This is a genomic window from Vibrio genomosp. F10 str. ZF-129, from assembly GCF_000287055.2.
Lineage (GTDB): Bacteria > Pseudomonadota > Gammaproteobacteria > Enterobacterales > Vibrionaceae > Vibrio.
Genome location: NZ_AJYQ02000001.1, coordinates 49,614 through 72,984, shown reverse-complemented (window position 1 = coordinate 72,984; position 23,371 = coordinate 49,614). Strand labels below are relative to the sequence as shown.

Below are 23,371 nucleotides of genomic sequence, written 5' to 3'. Positions count from 1 at the left end.
TTATTCTTGAATTATAACCAGATCATCACGGTGGATAACTTCAGAACCATAGTCATGGCCAAGAATAGTAATAATGTCTTTGCTGTGTTTTCCTGCAATTTTTGCCAAGTCGTCGCTGGAATAACTGGTAATTCCGCGGGCAATCAAAGCACCATTGGTATCAACAAGGCGAGATACCTCTCCTCGGGCAAACTCACCACGGACTTTAATCACCCCTTTGGCAAGCAAACTGCTTCCTTTCGTTAACACCGCTCGCATCGCTCCATCATCAATGACAATGTCACCCGATGCAGAAGGGCCAGCCAAAATCCAACGCTTTCGGTTTTCTAGCGCTTCAGCCAATGGAAGAAACCTCGTTCCTTGAGGCGCATCACTTAAAGCATCAAAGATAACGTTCTCTGCACTTCCCGCAGCGATGATCACTTCAATTCCTGCACGTCTGGCAATATCAGCGGCCTGGAGTTTTGTGGCCATTCCACCGGTCCCTAGAGTGGTTCCGCTGTCACCGGCGATTTTGCGTAAAGTGTCGTCAATCGTACGCACTTCTTTGATCAATTCTGCATTTGGATCTTTACGTGGATCCGCAGTAAACAGACCTTTTTGATCCGTCAGTAACAGTAATTTATCAGCACCGCACAATATCCCGACCAAAGCCGATAGGTTATCGTTATCGCCAACTTTTATTTCACTGGTTGCGACTGCATCGTTCTCATTCACAACAGGAATGATGTCGTTATCGACCAATGCGTTGATGGTATCGCGAGCATTTAAAAATCGCTCTCGATCATCTAAATCGGCACGAGTTAACAACATTTGGCCGATTTTCATGCCATAAATAGCAAACAAAGACTCCCAAACTTGAATCAATTGGCTTTGTCCGACAGCGGCAAGAAGTTGCTTACTGGACATTGCGTTGGGGAGTGCGGGGTAGCCTAGGTGCTCACGTCCTGCTGCGATAGCGCCAGAAGAGACGATGACGATAGAGTGGCCGAGTTTCTTTAACTCTGCACATTGACGCACAAGTTCCACCATATGAGCTCGGTCAAGAGCCTGGGTACCACCTGTGAGTACACTAGTACCTAATTTCACAACCACTGTTTTAGACTGGATTGTGCTTCCGCTTTGCTGCTTTGTTGTCATGATATTTTTGATAAGAAATACGATAAGACTTGATGTTTTAACAATCAATGCTGGATTTAACAAGTAGAAAAGGTGCTCGAAGCACCTTTTTATTTAAAGTCGATCAGTTTTTGCTAATTTTAGACGAATTCAACAGACTCTTTGTGCAACTCGACCGTCATATCAAACTTGTCTTCAAGTGTTTTGATGAGCTTGGCATGGAAGTCATCTTGGGTGCGATTCACCTCTGCAATAGCCTTTTTCGGTATTGCTACCACGTCCCAATTACCGGCTAAGTTATACCGCCCCGTAAAGTATTTGGCTTTAAAGGTTTGCTCAAACTGCTCTAACTCGAGCCACCACCCCCAGAATTCACGTTCTTCGGGGGACTTTTTATCGTTAACACAAACAGATAGGCAATCGAATAGATAATTGCCTTCACTGCATTGATTCTCTCTTAGATAAGGCCCAACAGCTTTTAAAGTACTTAATATGCGATAGTGAGTCGGCAACTTTGTAGCTTCTGCCATATAAATTACTCCATTAGTGATTAGCGATGATAATTTTTATAATTATGTGGTTATTTATCAACCATCTATATCATGCTTAACCAATAGCGGAGAAATGTCATCTATATAATTCGTCTTCCATCCATTTTATTGCTAAAGCGAGGGATTGCTCATATCCTTCTGAAATTGTTTTGTTATTTATTTTCGTCGCCTTTCCATATTGGCTATATAGTGCTACCAACTGATTATCGCTATGAGGGGAAATGGGATCGCCGTCTAGGCTCATCGCTAAAATAGGCACCTTAGTTTTTCGGTTAGAGACAACACCTTGCACCTTCAATGACCACGCCATTAGCAATCCCGATAAGCTTTCAATGTCCACCACTTGCTTTCCAATACGCGAAGCCAGCAAATCCAAATACATTTTAGACATTTTTTTCAATTTCTTCGGAGAAGCTAAAAGATCGTGAATAGGAGCCCCCATCGAGACACATGCCTTGATTTTACTCTGTTCTAAGAAAGACAAACGTACCATAGCATTCCCGCCAAAACGGAACCCCATTAGGCCCACTTTGTAGTGATCTACCCAGGGGATATTTGGAAGCTCGTCAAGTACTGCCTGATGAAGGCAAGACGTATCTTCAGTGAGAGGCCAATGACTGCTATGGCCAACGGAAGGCATATCAACCGTCAACATGGCAATATTTTTCGGGGCGAGATGATCTTTAAACAAACGCCACATATCACTTTGTAATGAGTCGAGCCCGGCACTGACGATAATCACCGGTTGTGGCTGTAGAGTATTGGTTGCGTGTAAATTGGCGATTATTTTTCTTTTTCCGTAAGGCACTTCTATACGCTTGACGACAAATTTACTTTTTTCCGCCGCTTCACTGTAAGCTGCATTTGCCTGTACTTGGGCTTGAAGTGATAAGTTGTCATTTTTTAGGTGTGGATAACCTGCAATGCTATAGCATAACGATGCAGTGAATAGCTCATCAGCCCCTTTTTCACCGTCGATCTCTCTGCCCTTTTTTTGGTGCTCGGCACCAAGCTTCCCCCACTCATACGCCCAGTTGCCACTGCGAAAACCAATCACAGTATCCAACCATTGATCATGGGTACGAGAGTGCGTCGATGAAGCGATGCGTGCGAATACCGCCTCTTGTTCAATCGGGTCAATCCCCTGCCACGCCCACTGCATTCGGCGTAGATTCCGATACCATGCGCCAGTATTAATCTTTTCCTCAAGGAAAGGCTGACTGCTTGGCATATATTGAGTCAACGCTGACGTTTCTTTTGCTTGTTTGTGTTTAACAAAAAGAGTTTCAGATAAGTTCTTATCACTTTTGTCTGACATAGAATTCCCTAGTACGCAGCTTTACAAAAAGGGCAAAAAAAAATGACCCACAACAGGGTCATTTTTCATGATTTCCGCTAATAAGCAATTATTTTTGCTTGCGATTAATAGGCTCAGCATATTGAATCGCGGTATCCCATGGCTGTTCAATCCACGTATCTTGTGGAATATCAACAATGTAGTCATCAAGTAGGTCTGAACCTGAAGGCTTAGCGCATACCGCAATAAGCTTCGCTTTTGGATACATTTCACGTAACTTACGTGCCGTATCACCGCTATCTACTAAGTCTTCTACAATAAGAAAACCTTCACCATCACCTTCTGGTGCTTTTACCACTGTCATATCATGTTGATGGTCATGATCGTAGCTAGAGATACAAATAGTATCTACATAACGAATACCAAGTTCACGAGCTAAGATAGCAGCAGGAACAAGCCCACCGCGGCTAACACCTAGGATACCTTTCCATTGTTCTGCTGGCATTTGCTTTTCAGCTAGTTGACGGCAGTAAGTTTGCATGTTGTCCCAAGTGATAACGAATTTATTGCTCATTGTATAAACCTAATAATTTTAATATATGAATGTTGTTATTCTACGATGTACTTAATGATAAAGATGGCCGACATTACCCAAACACTTAGAGAAACGTCGCGGCCCTTACCACTCAATGCTTTAATCGCTGCATAGCTAATAAAACCTAGCGCGATACCTTCTGCAATAGAGAAAGTGAGTGGCATCAACAAGCAAGTCACAACCACGGGTGCTGCTTCAGTCAGATCACGCCAATCAATGCTCACTAAACCTGAAAGCATTAATATCGCAACATAAAATAACGCACCTGTTGTTGCATACGCCGGGATCATACCAGCAAGTGGCGAGAAGAATAATGCAAGAATGAATAAAATGCCAACTACAACCGCAGTTAATCCTGTACGGCCACCAGCTGAAACGCCAGCCACACTTTCAATGTAAGAAGTGGTGTTTGAGGTACCAAGTAAAGCACCGACAGAGGTTGCGGTTGAATCCGCTAGAAGTGCACGATTCAAACGAGGGATTTTACCATCTTTATCGATTAAGTCTGCCTTTTGAGCCACACCCACCAAGGTACCTGCCGTATCAAACAGATCAACAAATAGGAACGCGAATACGACTGAAATCATACCCACTTCAAATACCGCTGAGAAATCAAGCTGCATAAAGGTCGGAGCAATGCTCGGTGGTGCAGACATAATGCCTCCCCATTGAACATCACCAAACATTAAACCTAGCGCCGTAACCACTAGAATCGCTATCATTACCGCGCCTTTAAGACCGCGGTGAACCAATGAGATCGTTAAGAAGAAGCCGATAGCAGCTAACACCGCTGATAGAGATGTGATATCACCCATTGAAACTAGCGTCGCTGGGTTATCAACGACAATACCTGCGTTTTTCAAACCAATTAACGCTAGAAACAGACCGATACCGGCAGAAATACCGGTTCGTAATGACATTGGAATGGAATTGATAATCCATTCACGGATTTTGAAGATGCTTAAAAGAATAAATAAAACACCTGAAACAAAAACCGCCGCTAGAGCGACTTGCCATGTGTAGCCCATACCTAGAACAACCGCGTAGGTAAAGAAGGCATTCAGTCCCATGCCCGGCGCTTGGGCAATTGGGTAGTTCGCCACAAAGCCCATAATGAAACAGCCAATAGCAGCGGCAAGACATGTCGCGACAAATACGGCGCCATGATCCATTCCTGCATCAGCGAGCATTGCTGGGTTAACAAAAATAATGTAAGCCATCGTTAGGAATGTCGTAACACCTGCAATGATCTCAGTCTTCACGTTCGTACCGTGTTCACTGAGTTTAAATAGCCTTTCGAGCATGATCGGGTCCTATAAGGGTAAAAAGTAAACGGTTGCGTAATCGATTGGCGTAAATTATAGAGTTATCAAATAACAAATTCCAGATAGAATTATGACTCTAATGAATATTTACGTATCGGCATGGCCATTGAGCAACAACCCATGTCAACAGAATAAGCATAAAAATAAGACACTTAAGTAAATAGAGTAAAATAGTAGCAATGGTGATTTTTTAGACCATGTTCTAAACTTTCAAAGTATTTTGAGGAAAAAACCAAAGGAAGTGATTGATTATGATGGCATAGAGGTTAAAGAAATGTTCTAAATATTAAAACCCAGCGTTATCGATTAAACCTAAGACAGTGACTATTGTTCAGATAAAAAAACGCCACTCAAATTGAGTGGCGGTTGAATCATCTCAGCCATTAAGCTGTAAAAAAATTCCAATATATAGGGGTAAAACGTGTCGAGTATCTCGTTAGTGGCTACTCATAGTTTTGGTGATTAATAACCAAAACTGATTGGGTATACAAAGTCGCTAGTGTAAACATTGCTGTTAGTCCAGAACGTTGTAGTTGGTAAACTTTTCATAACTATCACCTTAAAATCAATTAAATACCATTTGATTCTCAGTTCCATGGAGGCGATTAACGGACTCATCCTTTGAGCATTTGTTCTTCTTTCTGAAGTTGAGTATTAATATACCACCAAGAAATTACATTACAACTAAAAAGTGATTTAAATCACAAAAAATCCATAAAAGACCCATATTGCGTAATTTAATTACAAAAAATACCATTCAAACTGAATGACAGCTTGAAAGGTAGGTGTGTTGTTTCACTTAACAATCCAATAGCACCCGCCAATTCCATAATCCATTAAGGCTGTTGGTCACTTAGGCTACTCGCTGACCTAAGGTAATGGTATGCTGAGTACACGAGATTTTAAGCAGGACAATAGATAGTCAAATAGTCTACTTCCTTGCATTAAACCCTATTTAAATCTCAACCAAACAACATAAAGGAGTTAACCATGCCTGAGTTTCATTCTGAAATTAGTCGTTTATCACCCGCTTCAATTTGGCAGTTTTTCGATAAAATCTGTTCTATTCCCCACCCTTCTAAGCATGAAGAAGAGCTGGCTCAGTACATCATTAGCTGGGCAAAAGCAGAAGGTCTTGATGTTCGCAGAGATCCGACGGGGAATGTCTTTATCAAAAAACCAGCCACACCAGGAATGGAAAACAGAAAAGGTGTTGTTCTCCAGGCTCATATTGATATGGTGCCACAAAAAAATGAAGATACCGTGCACGACTTCGCCAAGGATCCTATTCAGCCATACATTGATGGCGAGTGGGTCACCGCAAAAGGGACGACATTAGGTGCCGATAATGGCATTGGTATGGCATCGTGTCTGGCGGTTCTAGCTTCAAGCGAGCTTAAACACGGCCCACTAGAGGTTTTACTGACGATCGATGAAGAAGCCGGAATGACGGGTGCATTTGGTTTAGAGGCGGGTTGGTTAGAAGGTGACATTCTTCTCAACACCGATTCAGAACAGGAAGGCGAGGTCTACATGGGGTGTGCTGGAGGTATTGACGGTTCAATGACGTTTAATATTCAGCGCGAAGCGATCCCAACCGGATATGTTACTCATAAATTGACGTTAAAAGGCCTAAAGGGTGGTCACTCCGGCTGCGATATTCATACTGGCCGTGGCAATGCCAATAAACTCATTGCTCGTTTTCTTGCCGGGCATGCTCAAGAACTGGACCTACGTCTCATCAACTTTGCAGGTGGTAGCCTACGTAATGCCATCCCTCGTGAAGCAAGCATCATCGTAGCGATCCCAGCGGAAAACCAAACAAAGCTAGACGAGCTATTCAGTTTCTACACTTCCATGCTAAAAGACGAACTTGGCAACGTTGAAACGGACATCACTTCAATCAACGAAGCTTACTCTTCAACTGAGCAAGTCATCGCGACGGCCGATCAACAACGTTTCATTGCTGCGCTCAATGCGTGCCCTAACGGCGTGATCCGTATGAGTGATGACATTGACGGAGTGGTTGAAACCTCACTCAACGTTGGCGTAGTCACCACCGAAGAGAGCACTATCACGGTGTTATGTTTGGTTCGCTCTTTGATTGATTCTGGCCGAACCCAAGTTGAAGGAATGCTGGCGTCTGTTGCGGAGTTGGCAGGTGCAAACATGGCATTTTCTGGCGCATACCCAGGCTGGAAGCCAGATGCTGACTCAGAAATCATGGTCATTTTCAGAGATATGTACGAAGGTATCTACGGCCATAAGCCCAATATTATGGTTATTCACGCCGGTTTAGAATGTGGGTTATTTAAAGAACCTTACCCAGAGATGGATATGGTCTCTTTTGGTCCAACGATCAAATTCCCTCACTCTCCCGATGAGAAAGTAAAAATTGATACGGTTGCTCTCTATTGGCAGCAAATGGTCGCGCTATTGGAAGCTATCCCAGAAAAATCGTAATCAGTTCCACTGCCTTACCTGAAATAAAAAGCCGAATCAGATGACTCGGCTTTTTTATGTTTAGGCTCGGTGACCTTAAGTCGTCTATGCGCTCAAACCCTTCAACACATTAGCCAAAAGAAGCCCAAATAACGGTAGCCACTAACACTGGACAAACAAACTTGATATAAGCGGGCCACAGTTTTCCAAACCAACCTTGTGTAAATTCAGGGCAGCCTTGCTCAATCTCTTTGATTTTTCCATTTCGACTCCATACCCAACCACCAAATAGACAGAACAATAAAGCGGCAAAAGGTTGTAGATATTGCGTTGCAACCATTGCCACCAACCCAAACAGTTCGGCGAAATTATAGACAATAATCACGCTCACAAGAGCAATAAGTCCACCAAGTACCCAGCTCGTTGGCGCGCGAGAGGTTTTGAAACGCTCTCCCACCAAAGCAACTGGGCACTCCAGCATAGAGATAGAAGAAGTGAGCGCGGCAATAGTGAGTAGTAAGAAGAAGACAACAGCAAATAATTGGCCCAATAAACCTAAGCTATCAAACATCAGTGGAAGTACGGTAAAAACAAGCGTGTCCGAGTTAAGCAATGAACCATCTTCAGCGTAAATCTGCACGCCTTTCTGCATCGCGACAAACATCGCTGGCATCACCACTAATCCGGCAATAAAGGCGACCCCAGTATCAACCAAGGTTACATTCATGGCCATTTTAGGTAAGTTCTCTTTCTTACTTAAATACGAGCCATAAATCAGCATTGAACAACCACCAATGGTTAAAGAAAAGAAGCCCTGCCCCATTGCCGCTAGAATCAGTTTTCGATCTAAGACTTTTTCAAAGTCAGGAACCAAGTAGTGCTTCAAGCCTTCAATTGCTCCTGATTGCATCATGATGTAGACAAACAAAAGTGCAAAAAGAACCAGCAATGCAGGCATTAAACGTCGAGACCACTTTTCAATGCCCTGCTTTACACCGCCTTGAACAATCAAAATCGTCAACACATAAAAAACAAGAGTGCCAAAGAGATTTCGTTCAACGCTAAACCCTTTGAACCAAGCCGTCGCAGCTTCCATTCCCAATAGATCAGTGATGGCACCAATAAGAAAACTGATTAGCCAACCGCCGACCACACTATAGAAAGCAAGTACCGCACACGGCACGGTTAATCCCAACCAACCAATACTACTGCCGAGCTTCTTGGCCAATGAGTTATCCGTCAGTGAACGCATACTGTCAACAGGGTTAGCTTGTCCCGCTCGACCAATCGCCAGTTCTACTACGAGCATTGGAAAAGCGACAACCAAAATCATCAATAAATAAACCAGTAAGAAGGCTCCGCCACCATTACTCGCCACTTGAGTTGGGAAACCCCAAATATTACCAAGCCCAACAGCAGCACCTGCGGCCGCGAGAATGAATCCAATTCGAGAACTAAAATGCTCTCGTTGTGACGAACTTTGCCCAGACATAAAACCTCTACCAATGCATCATTAAACTAGTGTACTAGTACGATATTGATAAATAGATAACAAAACAATGCCACAGGGCAATAATCATACGAAAATACGTCCACTTTCAGTTATTCAAACTGTAAAAATAGACGTACAGCAGTGGGAGGCGCTATTAAAAGGCCAAAATAGCCGATAATCCGATGTTAGCGCTGATGCTGAAATTAGTGTTGGGGCTGAAACTAGTGCTGGTACGAATAAACATGAATTATTTCCTTGTGTAGAAATACTCAGTCCGTTAAGCAATCCGTTCTTTGAGCAATTCGTTCGTTAAGTACTCTGTCTTTTAAATAAGTCCGCTCGTTAAATAAAAAAGCGCCTATTCGAATAGGCGCTTTTCCATAGTCATTCAATCAATGAAACTCAATACTCAACTAAATAGAGTCTCTCATTTAAATAGTGAAGACTTGATAATCTTTTAGTTCAGGAATCTTCAGGTGCAATTGTTGTTCCTGCCCTGCCATATCATCCAACGATTCACAAAGCTCTTCCGTCTGCTTTTGCACCTCTTGATTGTGCTCTTTTAATCGCTGTTCTACTTTGATTTTAAGCTCGGCAATACTGTCAGCAAGCTCGGTGAGATTAAGCCCACCCTCTTGTTTCATCTTCTCGCTCATTGCATTAAACGCGCTTGAGATAAATTCTTGATTGAAGATCTCTTTTGCCTTTTCAAAATCGTCACTCCACGACTGCGTCATCGAGTCAAAGCTATCCGCTGGTAACACTAAATCTCCATCTTTATAGTAACGAGCTTCAACATCGGCTAAAAACGCACTAACCGAGGCTTTTACCTCTTCGAACGCTTCAGGGGTATCCATACTTTCGGCAATATCATCAACAATATCATACACTAACGCAACGCTATCACTGGCGACTTGTTTTGCTTTAGGTAGGTAACCGCTGATCTCTTCACGGTACTTTTTCAAGGCGGCCTGCTGTTCAGGGTTAAGAGTGACTTTCTCTCCTAGAATGAATAAATCATTGTTTTCATCAACAACAGCACTATCGCCATTCTCTTTCACAACTTCAAACTGAGCATCGTTTAAATGGATTTCATTATTCAAACTCACCTTACATTGCCCAGCCCACGCAGCTTGGCCCATCACTGCCTGACTCATCAACAAGGAAAGAAACAGTAGACCTTTTTTCATTTTATTATTCATCCTGTTATCCATTTATACCTATTCTTCAAACGTTGAAACTCTTAATATCAATGTCTAATGAATATCAATAATCTCATAATTATAGACTGAATCGCCGACCTTGAGTTCCACTTCCTCACCCAGCTTTTTCCCCAACATCGCTTTGCCTAATGGGGCGAGAGGCGTAATGACCGACACTATGCGATCTTGCCAGTTCACCGTCACACCACCAGAACACGGCCCCATAAACAAATGCTTGGTCTTGTCATCATCGTATAACAAGGTGACATACGAACCTAAAGCGACCTTCTCATCTTTTAAATCATGAAAGACCATGGATTCAAACTGTTGTATCTCTTTTTTACACTCTTGAACCCGCAGCGCCTGTCCATGGGCCAAATAAGAAGCCTCTAACGCGAGTGTGTCATATTTATGCTCTGGGACTGTTTCTTCGTCCGTCGCGGCATCAATCGCACGCTGAGTCGCCGATTTAGCGATTTCCCACTTTTCATTGAGTGAAATGAGGATTATTTGTTTTAGCTCTAATTTGTTCATACCGAAACAATCAATTTAGCAAGGAGCAACAGAATAGAATCAGGTAGAATCGAGCGCAAGCTTTTATAGGAGTTAGGGTAAGACATGATTGAGCAGTCATTAAAACAAACATTTGGGTTTGATACGTTAAGAAGCGGTCAGAAGTTGGTGATTGATGCCGTACTTACAGGACAATCATGTGCTGCTATTTTTCCGACAGGCGCGGGGAAATCTCTATGTTACCAACTACCCGCCCTACACCTGCCGCACCTAACTCTGGTGATATCTCCGCTCCTCGCCTTGATGAAAGATCAGCTCAGCTTTCTCCACCGCCATGGCATTGCTGCGGCTTCGATCGATTCTAGCCAAGACAAGCAGCAGACTCAGCAAGTGATGACGGATGCACGTAGTGGGAAGCTGAAGATACTGATGATTTCAGTAGAGCGCCTCAAAAACGAACGTTTTCGTCAGTTTATCTCTCAAGTTCCTATCTCGTTGCTCGTCATTGATGAAGCGCACTGTATTTCCGAATGGGGACATAATTTTCGACCTGACTATCTAAAGATTCCTCATTATCAGACCGCGCTCAATATTCCACAAACCCTGTTGCTAACGGCAACTGCCACCACGGATGTTGTGAAAGATATGCAACGTAAATTTGGGATCTCTCAAGACAATACAATCATTACTGGGTTCTACCGAAATAATCTCAATTTAAACATTCTACCCTGTGAGCAACACGACAAACTCACTCGGCTCAATACGATCATTCAAGCCGCTCCAGTTTCTCCGACCATTGTTTATGTCACGCTTCAATACAGTGCCGAGTACCTTGCTCAGCAATTGCAGCAAACGGGTATTTCAGCTTTGGCTTACCATGCAGGGCTAGAGAGTGAAAAACGTGAGTATATTCAGCAGCAGTTTATGTCTGGTGAAGTCCATTGCATTGTCGCAACCATTGCTTTTGGAATGGGTGTTGATAAATCAGACATTCGCCGAGTCATTCACTTTGACCTTCCCAAGTCCATTGAAAACTATGCGCAGGAAATAGGCCGTGCCGGTCGAGATGGTCACCCATCTGAGTGTTTGCTGCTTGGCAATAAAGATGGCCTCAACACACTGCAAAACTTCGTTTATGGTGATACCCCAGATCGAGATTCAATAGAATATGTCGTTGATGAAATCTATAAAAACGCACCACAGTGGGAAACACAACTGACTCGCTTTTCACGTGATTCAAATATACGGCAATTGCCTTTAAAAACACTGCTCGTTTATTTAGAACTGGAGGGAGTGCTTGCCCCTAAATACAGTTATTTTTCTGACTATCGTTTTAAATTCATTGCAACTAAAGATAAAATATTGCAAAGATTTGAAGGAGAACGCCGTCAATTTGTCGAGACCATTTTTGCGTGCTCACCAAAGGCAAGAACCTGGTGCCAAGTCGATTTTGATGCGCTGTGGCAAGTGTACAGTGCCGAACGACAACGTGTCATTAGTGCCATCGATTACTTCCATGAACAGGGTTGGATTGAACTAGAAAGTAAGCAAATTACCGATGTTTATCAGGTTAACGACACCTCATGCCCGCAAGAGCAACTCGTCGACAAACTGAATCACCTATTCAAAAATAAAGAAAGTGCGGAAACGAATCGATTAGCTGAAATGATTGATTTTTTCGAATCTGATACTTGCTTAAGCCAACGTTTAGCGCTGTATTTTTCAGATCACAATGCGCCTAAAAACTGTGGGCATTGCTCAGTATGCCAAGGTGAAACGGCTATTTTGCCACACAAACAACCGGATGAAATCAATCCTAATTTATTGTCTGAGTGGCTAAACGAATTTACTCAGGCAAGTCAAAAAACGCTAAGTAATGAAGCCTTAACACGAATGCTGTGTGGCATTACTACGCCACTGTCTACTAAATTGAAAGCCAAGAAAATGGCAGGCTTTGGCAAGTTAGAGAATTCATCATTTAGTCAGGTATTAATCTGTGTTCAAGCGGCTAGAAAAAGCTAAGTTGTTTCGTCTCTATTTCTGGCTTAAGGAGAACACTTAAGCCAAGAAGACGAATTTCACGGCCTTGTTGACGTTTCATAATGTCTCTGAGTAATCCCTTAAAGTCATTAAGCTCTAATTGATGTTGAGTGTGCTCAATGGTCGTCTGTTGAAAGTCAGCAAACTTCAATTTGATCCCTTGCTTTATAATCAGTTTACTTGGGCGTGCTTTTTCAAGGCGCAACTCTAACTCTGGAAACAACCGGTTTTCTATGACTTCCCAACACTCTTCATAAGAGTGGATATTCCGACTGAATGTCCTCTCTACCCCGACGCTTTTTCTTTCTCGCTCTACAATGATCTCTCGATTATCAATGCCTTGACTTCGCTTCCACAATGATGCGCCTAAGCGACCAAACTGAGACAGCAGCGAACGATAATCACATTCTCTTATGTCTTGGCAGTAGAATAACCCGGCCTTGTTCAGCTTTTCCAAACTCACCTTACCAACACCGGGGAGCTTACCAAGGGGCAAACCATCGATCACTTCTTGTACTTTTTCCGGAGGTATCACGTACTGTCCATTAGGCTTATTTATATCAGAGGCGACTTTTGCTAAAAACTTGATGGGCGCTACCCCAGCGGACGCTGTTAGATGTAGCTCGTTCCAAATATCTCGTCTTATCGCTTCCGCAATGAGCGTCGCTGAACCATGACAATGTGCGCTGCGCGAAACATCCAAATAGGCTTCGTCGAGTGATAACGGTTCAATTAACTCGGTATATCGCGAGAAAATATGTCGAATTTGATCAGACACTTCTTTGTATACCTGCATTCGTCCTGGGACAACGAGTAATTCCGGGCACAGTTTTAATGCTCTTCCCGTTGGCATGGCGCTGTGGATACCAAATGCTCTGGCTTCATAATTACAGGTACTTAGTACCCCGCGTTGCTTCTCTTTGCCGCCAACAGCTAAAGGTCGCCCTCGATAATGAGGATTGTCTCGCATCTCAACAGCAGCGTAAAAACAGTCCATGTCGACGTGAATGATTTTCCTGTTTTCTTTGTCCACATCGCCTCCTTTATCGACATCCCTTATTTATGCCCTCTTTTCCTCCTAAAAATCGGCCAAAATAGTGAGCTCTATACATAACTAGAACAACTGTTTATAAAAACAGTATAATTTATTTACCTGTTAGTCGCTAGGTTCAAAAGCAGGCATTTACGGCAAAAATAGTCACTAACGGTGAAATTTTCAGACGACTTTCAATTGTTCGCTTATTATTAAATAGAGGTCAAAAAAGGAGTGTTCATTGGGAAGCAAAATATTAGTGGTCGAGGACAGCCGCGCTTTTCGCAACTATCTGCATTCTCTTCTTAGCGAAGCAGGCTACGACGTTTATTCAGCGGAATCTATAGCAGACGCTCTAAAACTATTGGGGGAAGGGCATGACTTTCTCTGCGCGGTACTCGATTATTGTCTTCCTGATGGGGAAGACGGGGAAATCATTGATATTGTCTTAGAACAGAACTACAAAGTGATTGTTTTAACCGCCATGTTTCAAGAGGAAATTCGTGAAAGTGTTCTCGCTAAAGGGGTGCTGGACTATATTTTAAAAGACAGCATGGCGTCGGTTTCTTATTTACTGCCACTGGTCAACCGATTAACCAACAACAAAATGCACAAAGCGTTAGTTGTTGATGACTCTAAGGTGGTACGTAAACATATTTGTCAGTTACTGGAACACCAATACATCCACGTTATTCAAGCAGAAGACGGTCAGCAAGCCATCGAGATCTTGGAAACGGACCCTGAAATCACGTTGATCATTACCGACCATGATATGCCTGTCAAAGACGGCATTACCATGATCCGAGATATTCGAATTCACTACGATAAAAACCAATTGGCTATACTAGGCATATCAGGAAGCGATGATAGAACGATGACTGCTCGTTACCTCAAAGCGGGGGCCAATGATTTCCTTACCAAACCTTTCAATCAAGAAGAGTTTTTCTGCCGGGTTCATCAGGTCCTTGACATGAAAGAAGCCAACAGCAAACTGTATAGAATGGCCAATCAAGATTCTCTAACCGGGCTTTGGAATCGACGCTATTTGTTCCATCATCTGGATAACAAAGTTGTCCATCAAAATATTGCCATGCTCGACATCGATTTTTTTAAAAAGGTGAACGACAATTACGGTCACGATGGTGGAGATGCTGCGCTAGTGACACTTGCTCACATATTAAAGATCTACTTTTCAAATGATATTGTTGTACGGTTTGGCGGTGAAGAATTCTGCATTCAATCCAATGCTCCTAGTGATGAATTCTTATCACGTTTAGAACATATGCGACAACGAATCGAAACGACGGCCATTTCCCACGAGGATCATGATATTTCCATCACAGTGAGTATTGGCGTTTCTAACATCAAAGGGAGCCTAAATGAACAGATAAAGCTCGCAGACGACAGATTATATATGGCTAAGAATGCAGGTCGAAACCAGATCGTTTCGCAGAGCTAGTCGCTAGTAATATAGGTCGAGAGTTGATATCGATCGTGAGTAGATGCCAGGTACTACCCAATAAATTAAGCCCACTTACGTGGGCTTGGTTTTTATTTTTGTCTTTGAACCTGCATAGATGAATTAAGCGATGCGGTTTTTTTCCCAAGCAGCCAGCTTCTCGGCTCTAATCGCCGCTTTTTCCTCTCGCTTCTTTCTCGCATCACACGGTTCTGGGCAGCTACAGACTTTATCGATACCCATCGCATCAAGGCCGCCACAGCTTCCCTTGACGACTTTGCGTTGAAAGATGTACCCAACAGCCATTGCTGTGATAACCGCTAAAAATACGGCAAAGGTCACTAGAAATGTACTCATTGTCACTTGCTCACTGTAGTTAATTTAATTATGGGTTTACTTACGCTTAGTTGTGCTTTAAGTATGACTGAAATGCCGATGAAGTAAACTCTTCAAAACCCGATGGTGTTTTAACAATCATATAAACCGGAATATCATTCTCCTCAGCGAGCGACATACCAATGGTCTCTCCTAGCACCATTAAGCCAGTTGCAAGACCATCTGCAGTCATTGAGGAAGCATCGATAACGGTCACAGACACCACTTTATTATCAATCGGCTTACCCGTTTTAGGATTGATAATGTGTGAATATCGAACCCCATCACGTTCAAAGTAATTTCGGTAATCACCGGAAGTCGCGATAGCCATGTCTCCTGGTTCAACAACTAGCTGAACAGCACGCTCTTCTACGTTTGGTTTTTCAATCGCAATACGCCAGCGCACACCTTCTCTATTGTGGCCTTTTAAACGCATTTCACCGCCAACTTCCACCATATAGTTATTAACACCAATGGATTCAATGTAATTGGCTACAACATCTACCCCCCACCCTTTTGCTATCGTTGAGAGATCAACATAAAGAGATGGCAGTGTTTTCGTTAATGATGTTTCAGTCGCACTGAGGTGTTCAATCCCTGTCATTGATTTACGAACGGTCAGTTCTTCGTCGGTTGGGACAACTTCACGACGCGCTTCTGGACCAAAGCCCCATAAGTTGACCAGCGGGCCCACGGTGACGTCAAGCGCACCTTGAGTAAAGTGATTAAGGCGTATTGCTTCTCTCACCACTGTCGCTGTTTCAGACGAGACTGCAAAAGGTTCATTGCCTTGATACTGGTTGAAGCGACTTAATTCTGAATCCTTTCGGTACGTCGACATTTGATCATTGACCTCTTCGAGTAAGCGATCAACCTCAACCTGGATCTCAGAGGAGCTCAGTATTTCATCTGAGCTGATGTATTTTATGTTGTATGTGGTTCCCATTGTTGGGCCACTGATGTGGATCTGTTCGGCCGGTTTACCACAGCCAGAAAGAACAACTAAAGAAGTTAACGCAACAAGCCAATATTTCACCTGTTTACTCCTGTTTATAAAAATAGTGCGAAAAGTGAATAGAAAAAAGCAAACGTTACTCTCGATGCTTTCATGTGCTTTTCTCTAAAAACTCAAAATAAAACTCTTTAGGTCTAAAAATAATGGCCGACTCAAAGAGTCAGCCATTATTGAATAACTTACGGCAGATTAACCACCAAAGTCATCAAGAAGGATGTTTTCATCCTCCACACCAAGATCTTTAAGCATACCGATAACAGCAGCGTTCATCATTGGCGGACCACACATGTAGTACTCACAGTCTTCTGGAGCTTCGTGGTCTTTCAGGTAGTTTTCATAAATTACGTTATGAATAAAGCCTGTGTACCCATCCCAATTATCTTCTGGAAGTGGATCAGAAAGAGCACAGTGCCAGACGAAGTTATCATTCTCTTCTTGCAGCTTGTCGAAATCTTCTATGTAGAACATTTCACGCTTAGAACGAGCACCATACCAGTAGCTCATTTTACGCTTAGAGCTTAAGCGCAGCAATTGATCGAAGATATGTGAACGCATTGGCGCCATACCAGCACCACCACCAATAAAGACCATTTCATTGTCGGTATCTTTAGCGAAGAACTCACCAAACGGACCTGAAATAGTACACTTATCACCCGCTTTAAGTGACCAAATGTATGATGACATCACACCTGGTTTTACGTCTGGGTTATTCGGTGGCGGCGTTGCAATACGTACATTTAGCTTAATCAAGCCTTTCTCTTCTGGGTATGAAGCCATAGAGTATGCACGGATTGAATGCTCGTTAACGATAGACTCGTAACGGAACAGATTAAATTTGTCCCAGTCACCACGATACTCTTCTGGAATATCGAAATCTGCATATTTAATGTGGTGCGGTTCAGCTTCAATCTGAATATAACCACCAGCACGGAACGGTACTTCTTCCCCTTCTGGGATTTTCAGCACTAGCTCTTTGATGAAGGTTGCTTCGTTATCATTAGAAAGAACTTCACATTCCCACTTTTTAACACCGAAGATTTCTTCCGGTAGCTCTATGTCCATGTCTGCTTTAACAGCAACCTGACACGCTAAACGCTCGCCTTCACGGGCTTCACCTTTAGAGATGTGATCAAGTTCTGTTGGCAAAATATCACCACCACCAGATTTCACTTTAACGCGACACTGGCCACAAGAGCCACCACCACCACAAGCAGAAGATACGAAGATACCACTGCCTGCCATTGCACTTAGTAATTTGTCACCAGGAGAAGTGATAAAACTCTTCTCAGGATCACCATTTACGGAGATAGTAACGTCACCTGTTGGTACAAGCTTTGATTTGGCAAATAAAATAATTAAAACCAAAGCGAGTACAATCAGGGTAAACATCACCACACCAAGGATAATAACTTGCATGACTATTCCTTAAAAATTGTGTCGTTTACCCGACCTACAGTTGAACACCAGAGAAAGACATAAAGCCTAGAGCCATCAAACCTACACTGATAAAGGTAATACCTAAACCACGTAGACCAGGAGGCACATCAGAGTACTTCATCTTCTCACGAATACCCGCTAATGCGACAATTGCCAACATCCAACCAACACCGGATCCAAAGCCATAGACGACAGATTCAGCAAAGTTGTAATCACGAGTTACCATGAAAGATACACCACCAAAGATTGCACAGTTAACCGTAATCAATGGAAGGAAAATACCAAGCGCGTTGTACAAAGGCGGGAAGAAACGATCCAGAACCATCTCTAGAATTTGTACAAGTGCTGCGATAACACCGATGAATGCAATGTAGTTAAGAAAACTAAGGTCGACACCTTCAACTAACGCATTCTCTTTAAGAATATTCGTGTAAACAAGGTTATTTACAGGAACGGCGATAGTCAGTACAACAACAACTGCGACACCAAGACCAAAAGAGGTTTTTACTTTCTTTGAGACAGCTAAGAAAGTACACATCCCTAGGAAAAAAGAAAGCGCCATATTCTCGACAAAAATCGATTTAACGAGAAGACTAATATAATGTTCCATAGCTACCTTACTCCTTCGCTTCTATTTGATCAGGTCGAATGATACGAATAGCCCAAATCATAAAACCAATCAGGAAGAACGCAGAAGGTGCCAATAGCATCATGCCATTTGGCTGATACCAACCACCGTTACTTACAAGAGGAAGCACTTCCATACCAAATAGTTTGCCCGAACCTAGAAGCTCTCGGAAGAAAGCAACAGTCAGCAACACAAAACCGTAGCCTAGACCATTACCAATACCATCGATGAACGATGGAATAGGCTCTGATTTCATCGCAAACGCTTCAGCACGGCCCATTACAATACAGTTAGTAATGATCAAGCCAACAAATACCGAAAGCTGCTTAGAAATATCGTAGAGGTAAGCTTTTAATACTTGGTCTACAACAATAACTAAAGAAGCGATGATCGCCATTTGTACGATGATACGTACACTATTCGGAATATGATTACGGATAACAGAAACAAAGAAGTTAGAAAATGCAGTAACAAACATTACAGCAATTGTCATAACGAACGCAGTTTCTAGTTTAGTGGTTACAGCCAGAGCGGAACACACACCAAGAACTTGAAGAGCAATTGGGTTGTTATTCAATACCGGCGCTAAAACACTCTTTTTAACATCTTTTACTGTAGACATTAGTTTAGGCCTCCATCACGGACTTTAGCGAGGAACGGGCCAAAGCCCTTCTCACCTAACCAAAAGTCAAATGTGTTTTGTACGCCAACGCTCGTTAACGTTGCACCAGAAAGACCATCAACACCGTGTTCAGATCCAGCAGGTGCGCCACCTTTAACAACTTGAATGGCTGGCTTATCGTTTTCATCGAAAAGTTTCTTACCGGTAAACTGAGCGCGCCAATTTGGGTTTTCAACTTCACCACCAAGCCCAGGAGTTTCACCTTGCTCGTAGTAAGTAACACCCGCTATTGTGTTGCCATCAGTTTCAATTGCAACGAACGCATACATCATCGACCACAAGCCATTACCGTGAACAGGAATGATAACTTTAGAAAAGTCATTGCCATCTTTTACTAGGTAAACAACACCCGTATTAGCACGGCGAATGATTTTCGCTTTGTCATCTTCTGCTGCCAATCGAACTGATACTTCTGGATCTTTAGCCGCTTTACGTTGATCGTAAGCTCCTGCATCGCCATCAACGTATTCGCCAGTGGCAAAGTCGACCAATCGTGGTTCGATGTTTTGTGCAAACAGTTCAGGGATAGATGCATCACCAGAAATACCTGCAACTTCAACGATTTTAGTCTGCTTATCAAGAACTGCGTTAGCTTGTTGCTTGTCTCGTAAACCAACCGCTGCAACAGATACAATGATTGAACATACTAAGCTTAATGCGATAACAACAAACAGCGTCTTTTTAATACTATCGTTATTACTTGCCATAACGCGCTAACCTCCGCTTAATGTTCTTCTCAACAACTACGTGATCGAACAATGGTGCAAATAGGTTTGCAAATAGAATCGCTAGCATCATACCCTCTGGGTAAGCTGGATTCACAACCCTGATCATGACACACATCGCACCAATCAAAATACCGTATGCCCACTTACCGTTGTCGGTAAATGATGCAGAAACGGGATCGGTTGCCATAAAGAACATACCAAATGCGAAGCCACCTAAAACAAGGTGCCAGTGCCACGGCATGCTAAATAAGACGTTAGTATCTGAACCAATGACATTGAACAATGTCGACACAGCAACCATGCCGATCATCACACCACCAATGATTCTCCATGAGGCAATCCCCATGTAAACGATCATAGCAGCACCAATCATCAATGCTAAGGTAGACACTTCACCAATCGATCCTGGAATGTTACCAATGAAGGCATCCATCCAAGTGATTGTGTCGCCAGTCACCATGTTTACTAGTGCGCCTTCGCCACCTTGAGCCCATTGGCTAAGAGCTGTCGCACCAGAGAAACCATCTGCAGCAGTCCAAACGACATCACCCGATATTTGAGCAGGGTATGCAAAAAACAAGAATGCACGACCGGCCAAAGCAGGGTTAAGGAAGTTACGACCCGTACCACCAAAGATCTCTTTAGCGACAACAACACCAAAGGTAATACCTAGTGCTGCTTGCCATAGAGGCAGTGTTGGTGGAACGATGAGTGCAAATAGAATAGAGGTAACAAAGAAACCTTCGTTAACTTCATGCTTACGCACCATACAGAAGAGCACTTCCCAAAATCCACCTACGATAAAGACCGTAGCGTAGATAGGTAAGAAGTAGGTTGCACCAAGGAGCATTTTGCTGCCCCAACCGGCTTCAGCACTTATTGTGCCGCCAACCATCTCTGTAAGCCAGTAGTGCCAGTTACCACTGATGACTGCCGCAAGTTCTGCGCCAGAATACATATGGTTAAGGGCTGCGATCGCTTGACCACCAGCGTTATACATACCCCAGAACATTGCTGGGAATACTGCGAACCACACCATGATCATGATACGTTTTAAATCAACGCTATCACGAACATGCGAGCTACGCTTTGTTACTAGACCTGGGGTGTAAAACAGAGTTGCCGCTGCTTCATACAAGGCAAACCATTTCTCATGTTTACCACCAGGCTCAAAATGATGCTCGATGTCTTCAAGAAACTTCTTAAGCATGGGATTAGCCTTCCTTCTCAATCTTGTCTAGGCACTCTCGGAGCAGTTGACCGTACTCGTACTTACCTGGACATACAAAGCTACACAATGCTAAATCTTCTTCATCAAGCTCAAGTGCACCAAGGCGCTGAGCGCTATCGATGTCGCCTGCACAAAGGTCACGAAGCAGCAATGTTGGTTCCATATCTAGTGGTAATACTTTTTCATAATTACCGATAGGCACCATTGAACGGTCACTACCATTGGTCGTTGTTGTCATATTAAACAACTGACCCTTAAAGAAGTGTCCTAAGAAAGCACGAGTCACAGAGAATTTATTTTTGCCAGGCATAGCCCAACCAAACAGATCCTTTTCTCGACCTTCACGCAATGCAGATACTTGAACGTGGTAACGTCCTAAATACCCGTGCGGACCTGTCGCATGTGTACCAGAAAGTACAGAGCCAGAAATAACTCGGACTTCTCCTGGGATTAGCTCGTTATCCGCCAATTCTTGAACGTTTGCACCGAGAATGGTGCGAATAAGGCGTGGATTATTCACCACTGGACCAGCGAGAGAAACAACACGATCAGTGTATAGCTCACCAGTTAGGAATAACTGACCAAACGCAATCACGTCTTGGTAGTTAATACTCCACGCAACATTTTCAGAATTCACTGGAAATAGATGATGCATGTGAGTTCCCACTAACCCAGAAGGGTGAGGTCCATCAAAAACATGCTCAGCGACGTTTGATTGAGAAGAGCGAGGAAGACTTGTTCCTGCCTTACAAACATACACGCTGCCATCTGTCAGATTTGAAAGAATATCAAGCCCTGCAATGAACGCTTCAGGCTGCTCATTGATAATAATTTCAGGATTTGCCGCCAATGGGTTGGTGTCCATTGCCGTTACAAAAATAGCCTGAGTTGTAGACTTGATTGCTGGAACCTTGCTAAACGGTCGAGTACGTAAAGCTGTCCAAAGACCGGAATCTACCAACTGAGTTTTGATCGCTTCACGACCTAAACCAGCTAGTTGATTGGCTTCAAACTTATCAAAAGTAACCTGTTCATCACCTGCCACTTCAATCACAACGGATTGTAGGACACGTTTTGCACCACGGTTAACCTCGATGACTTTACCGCTTGCTGGTGAAGTGAATTTAACGCCTGGGTTCTTTTTATCTTCAAAAAGAATTTGAGCTTTCTTTACTTCATCGCCTACGCGAACATGCATCGTAGGACGCATGCCAACATACTCTTCGCCAAGCAAGGCGACTTTACTGATGGTTTTACCATCATTAATCACCTGGGATGGAGCTCCTGCGATCGGCAGGTCCAAACCCTTTTTTATTGTAATCATACGCACTTGCACTACTTTATCGGGAAAAAGATTCTTATAATTGCGTAACTTTTAGACACGACATATGTGTCCGGTTCTGGCTACATTCCAAAGACCAGAATCGCAACATCCTATTAATACACTCATCACAGAACTGCGCTGAGCTTTACTAAGTACATTAGTGTAACATTTTTTCGAAACTCGATTCCATGACCAATAACTTGATTAGTGATTTTATTTCGCGGGTTTTGAATGGTAAAGGGATCTATGTCTCCTAATCTTGCGATAGAAGAGCAAAAATTACGCTATCTAACCCCTTTTAGGTGCTTTACCGTTCATATTCGTTAACATTTAGTTACTCCCTTTCAAACCCGTTAATTTGTTGTCACAGTGTTAAACCTCGCCTTCTTTTTTATACATAAAAAGAACGATGTTCGATCACTCGGTTATTGTGAGTTTCGCTCTATTTCTTGTTTCCACCCATGCACATCGGGCTGTCAGGGCTTGATTGATGCTCTTTATCCCATTCACTTGGGCTGTATGTATGAATAGCCAGAGCATGAATTTGAGTGTTTAGCTCTTCGGCAAACAGGGCGTTTACTGCTCTATGACGAGTAATCAGACGCTGACCTTCAAAATCTTCACTTACAATAGTCACTTTGAAATGACTTTCAGATCCTTTAGGCACATTGTGCATGTAGCTTTCATTCACAACTTCTGCAAATACTGGGCTGAATGTTTCAGCGAGCTTTTTTTCTAATGATTCTTTAAGCATCGGTATTCCTTACATCGGTATGACTTAACCCTATGAAGATAGAGACTATACTATAAGTCGAATGACTCGGTGCCATATGGTAACGCTCTAGACTCGTAGGGAAAAGGTTTTAGTTTCCTGTTTGCGTCC

21 protein-coding genes are annotated in these 23,371 nt (G+C 43.0%); 3 read left to right on the top strand and 18 right to left on the bottom strand.

Annotated elements, in window-relative coordinates:
* The 5 genes from proB to A1QO_RS00285 all read right to left on the bottom strand — a co-directional run bounded on the left by proB (position 1) and on the right by A1QO_RS00285 (position 4,866).
* Positions 1-1,140 carry a glutamate 5-kinase gene (gene proB, locus A1QO_RS00305; RefSeq protein WP_026026733.1) on the bottom strand — a complete coding sequence of 380 codons (1,140 nt, stop codon included), beginning with the start codon at positions 1,138-1,140 and terminating at the stop codon, positions 1-3.
* A gap of 119 nt (positions 1,141-1,259) precedes the next feature.
* On the bottom strand, positions 1,260-1,649 hold the full coding sequence (crl, locus tag A1QO_RS00300) for a sigma factor-binding protein Crl (RefSeq protein WP_017035050.1): 390 nt from the start codon (positions 1,647-1,649) through the stop codon (positions 1,260-1,262).
* Between the two features lie 97 nt (positions 1,650-1,746).
* Positions 1,747-2,988, bottom strand: a complete 1,242-nt coding sequence (gene frsA, locus A1QO_RS00295; RefSeq protein WP_017035049.1) for an esterase FrsA — start codon at positions 2,986-2,988, stop codon at positions 1,747-1,749.
* An 88-nt stretch (positions 2,989-3,076) separates the two neighbouring features.
* A complete protein-coding gene (gene tet(34) / locus A1QO_RS00290; RefSeq protein ID WP_017035048.1) occupies positions 3,077-3,541 on the bottom strand; it encodes an oxytetracycline resistance phosphoribosyltransferase domain-containing protein Tet(34) in 465 nt (154 codons plus the stop codon).
* Between the two features lie 35 nt (positions 3,542-3,576).
* Positions 3,577-4,866 carry an NCS2 family permease gene (locus A1QO_RS00285; RefSeq protein ID WP_017035047.1) on the bottom strand — a complete coding sequence of 430 codons (1,290 nt, stop codon included), beginning with the start codon at positions 4,864-4,866 and terminating at the stop codon, positions 3,577-3,579.
* Between the two features lie 1,011 nt (positions 4,867-5,877).
* Here A1QO_RS00285 and A1QO_RS00280 point away from each other — a divergent pair.
* On the top strand, positions 5,878-7,350 hold the full coding sequence (locus A1QO_RS00280; RefSeq protein WP_017039580.1) for an aminoacyl-histidine dipeptidase: 1,473 nt from the start codon (positions 5,878-5,880) through the stop codon (positions 7,348-7,350).
* A 109-nt stretch (positions 7,351-7,459) separates the two neighbouring features.
* Here the strand turns inward: A1QO_RS00280 and A1QO_RS00275 are convergent, their stop codons facing one another.
* The 3 genes from A1QO_RS00275 to A1QO_RS00265 form a co-directional block, all read right to left on the bottom strand.
* The gene (locus tag A1QO_RS00275; protein WP_017035045.1) at positions 7,460-8,821 is read right to left on the bottom strand and encodes a sodium-dependent transporter; all 1,362 of its coding nucleotides are present in this window, start codon (positions 8,819-8,821) and stop codon (positions 7,460-7,462) included.
* 431 nt (positions 8,822-9,252) lie between these two features.
* Positions 9,253-10,023 carry a YggN family protein gene (locus A1QO_RS00270; RefSeq protein WP_017039581.1) on the bottom strand — a complete coding sequence of 257 codons (771 nt, stop codon included), beginning with the start codon at positions 10,021-10,023 and terminating at the stop codon, positions 9,253-9,255.
* A gap of 54 nt (positions 10,024-10,077) precedes the next feature.
* A complete protein-coding gene (locus A1QO_RS00265) occupies positions 10,078-10,557 on the bottom strand; it encodes a GreA/GreB family elongation factor (RefSeq protein WP_017039582.1) in 480 nt (159 codons plus the stop codon).
* An 84-nt stretch (positions 10,558-10,641) separates the two neighbouring features.
* Between A1QO_RS00265 and A1QO_RS00260 the strand changes: the two genes are divergently transcribed.
* Positions 10,642-12,558 (top strand): RecQ family ATP-dependent DNA helicase, encoded by a 1,917-nt coding sequence (locus tag A1QO_RS00260; protein ID WP_017041170.1) that lies wholly within the window; start codon positions 10,642-10,644, stop codon positions 12,556-12,558.
* Here A1QO_RS00260 and dinB read toward each other — a convergent pair.
* Positions 12,545-13,609, bottom strand: a complete 1,065-nt coding sequence (gene dinB / locus A1QO_RS00255) for a DNA polymerase IV (protein ID WP_017039584.1) — start codon at positions 13,607-13,609, stop codon at positions 12,545-12,547. The two genes, A1QO_RS00260 and dinB, sit on opposite strands and share 14 nt — an antisense overlap.
* A gap of 241 nt (positions 13,610-13,850) precedes the next feature.
* On the opposite strand from dinB, the gene A1QO_RS00250 reads away from it, so the two are divergent.
* Positions 13,851-15,068, top strand: coding sequence for a response regulator (locus A1QO_RS00250; RefSeq protein ID WP_017039585.1), 1,218 nt, complete (start codon positions 13,851-13,853; stop codon positions 15,066-15,068).
* A 123-nt stretch (positions 15,069-15,191) separates the two neighbouring features.
* Here A1QO_RS00250 and nqrM read toward each other — a convergent pair whose 3' ends face one another.
* The 9 genes from nqrM to A1QO_RS00205 all read right to left on the bottom strand — a co-directional run bounded on the left by nqrM (position 15,192) and on the right by A1QO_RS00205 (position 23,242).
* Positions 15,192-15,425: a (Na+)-NQR maturation NqrM gene (gene nqrM / locus A1QO_RS00245; RefSeq protein ID WP_017035039.1), complete on the bottom strand. Its 234-nt coding sequence runs from the start codon at positions 15,423-15,425 to the stop codon at positions 15,192-15,194.
* Between the two features lie 46 nt (positions 15,426-15,471).
* Complete coding sequence (locus A1QO_RS00240) at positions 15,472-16,479, bottom strand: FAD:protein FMN transferase (protein ID WP_017039586.1); 1,008 nt, start codon at positions 16,477-16,479, stop codon at positions 15,472-15,474.
* A gap of 168 nt (positions 16,480-16,647) precedes the next feature.
* Complete coding sequence (gene nqrF / locus A1QO_RS00235) at positions 16,648-17,874, bottom strand: NADH:ubiquinone reductase (Na(+)-transporting) subunit F (RefSeq protein WP_017035037.1); 1,227 nt, start codon at positions 17,872-17,874, stop codon at positions 16,648-16,650.
* Positions 17,875-17,908: 34 nt separating this feature from the next.
* On the bottom strand, positions 17,909-18,505 hold the full coding sequence (gene nqrE, locus A1QO_RS00230; RefSeq protein WP_017035036.1) for an NADH:ubiquinone reductase (Na(+)-transporting) subunit E: 597 nt from the start codon (positions 18,503-18,505) through the stop codon (positions 17,909-17,911).
* Positions 18,506-18,512: 7 nt separating this feature from the next.
* The gene (locus A1QO_RS00225) at positions 18,513-19,145 is read right to left on the bottom strand and encodes an NADH:ubiquinone reductase (Na(+)-transporting) subunit D (RefSeq protein WP_017035035.1); all 633 of its coding nucleotides are present in this window, start codon (positions 19,143-19,145) and stop codon (positions 18,513-18,515) included.
* Positions 19,145-19,912 (bottom strand): Na(+)-translocating NADH-quinone reductase subunit C, encoded by a 768-nt coding sequence (locus tag A1QO_RS00220; RefSeq protein WP_017035034.1) that lies wholly within the window; start codon positions 19,910-19,912, stop codon positions 19,145-19,147. Before A1QO_RS00220 ends, A1QO_RS00225 begins: the two co-directional genes overlap by 1 nt.
* Positions 19,902-21,143: an NADH:ubiquinone reductase (Na(+)-transporting) subunit B gene (locus tag A1QO_RS00215; protein WP_017035033.1), complete on the bottom strand. Its 1,242-nt coding sequence runs from the start codon at positions 21,141-21,143 to the stop codon at positions 19,902-19,904. Before A1QO_RS00215 ends, A1QO_RS00220 begins: the two co-directional genes overlap by 11 nt.
* 4 nt (positions 21,144-21,147) lie before the next feature.
* Positions 21,148-22,488, bottom strand: a complete 1,341-nt coding sequence (locus A1QO_RS00210) for a Na(+)-translocating NADH-quinone reductase subunit A (RefSeq protein ID WP_017035032.1) — start codon at positions 22,486-22,488, stop codon at positions 21,148-21,150.
* Positions 22,489-22,930: 442 nt separating this feature from the next.
* Positions 22,931-23,242, bottom strand: coding sequence for a BolA family protein (locus A1QO_RS00205; RefSeq protein ID WP_017035031.1), 312 nt, complete (start codon positions 23,240-23,242; stop codon positions 22,931-22,933).
* Between the last annotated feature and the right edge of the window lie 129 nt (positions 23,243-23,371).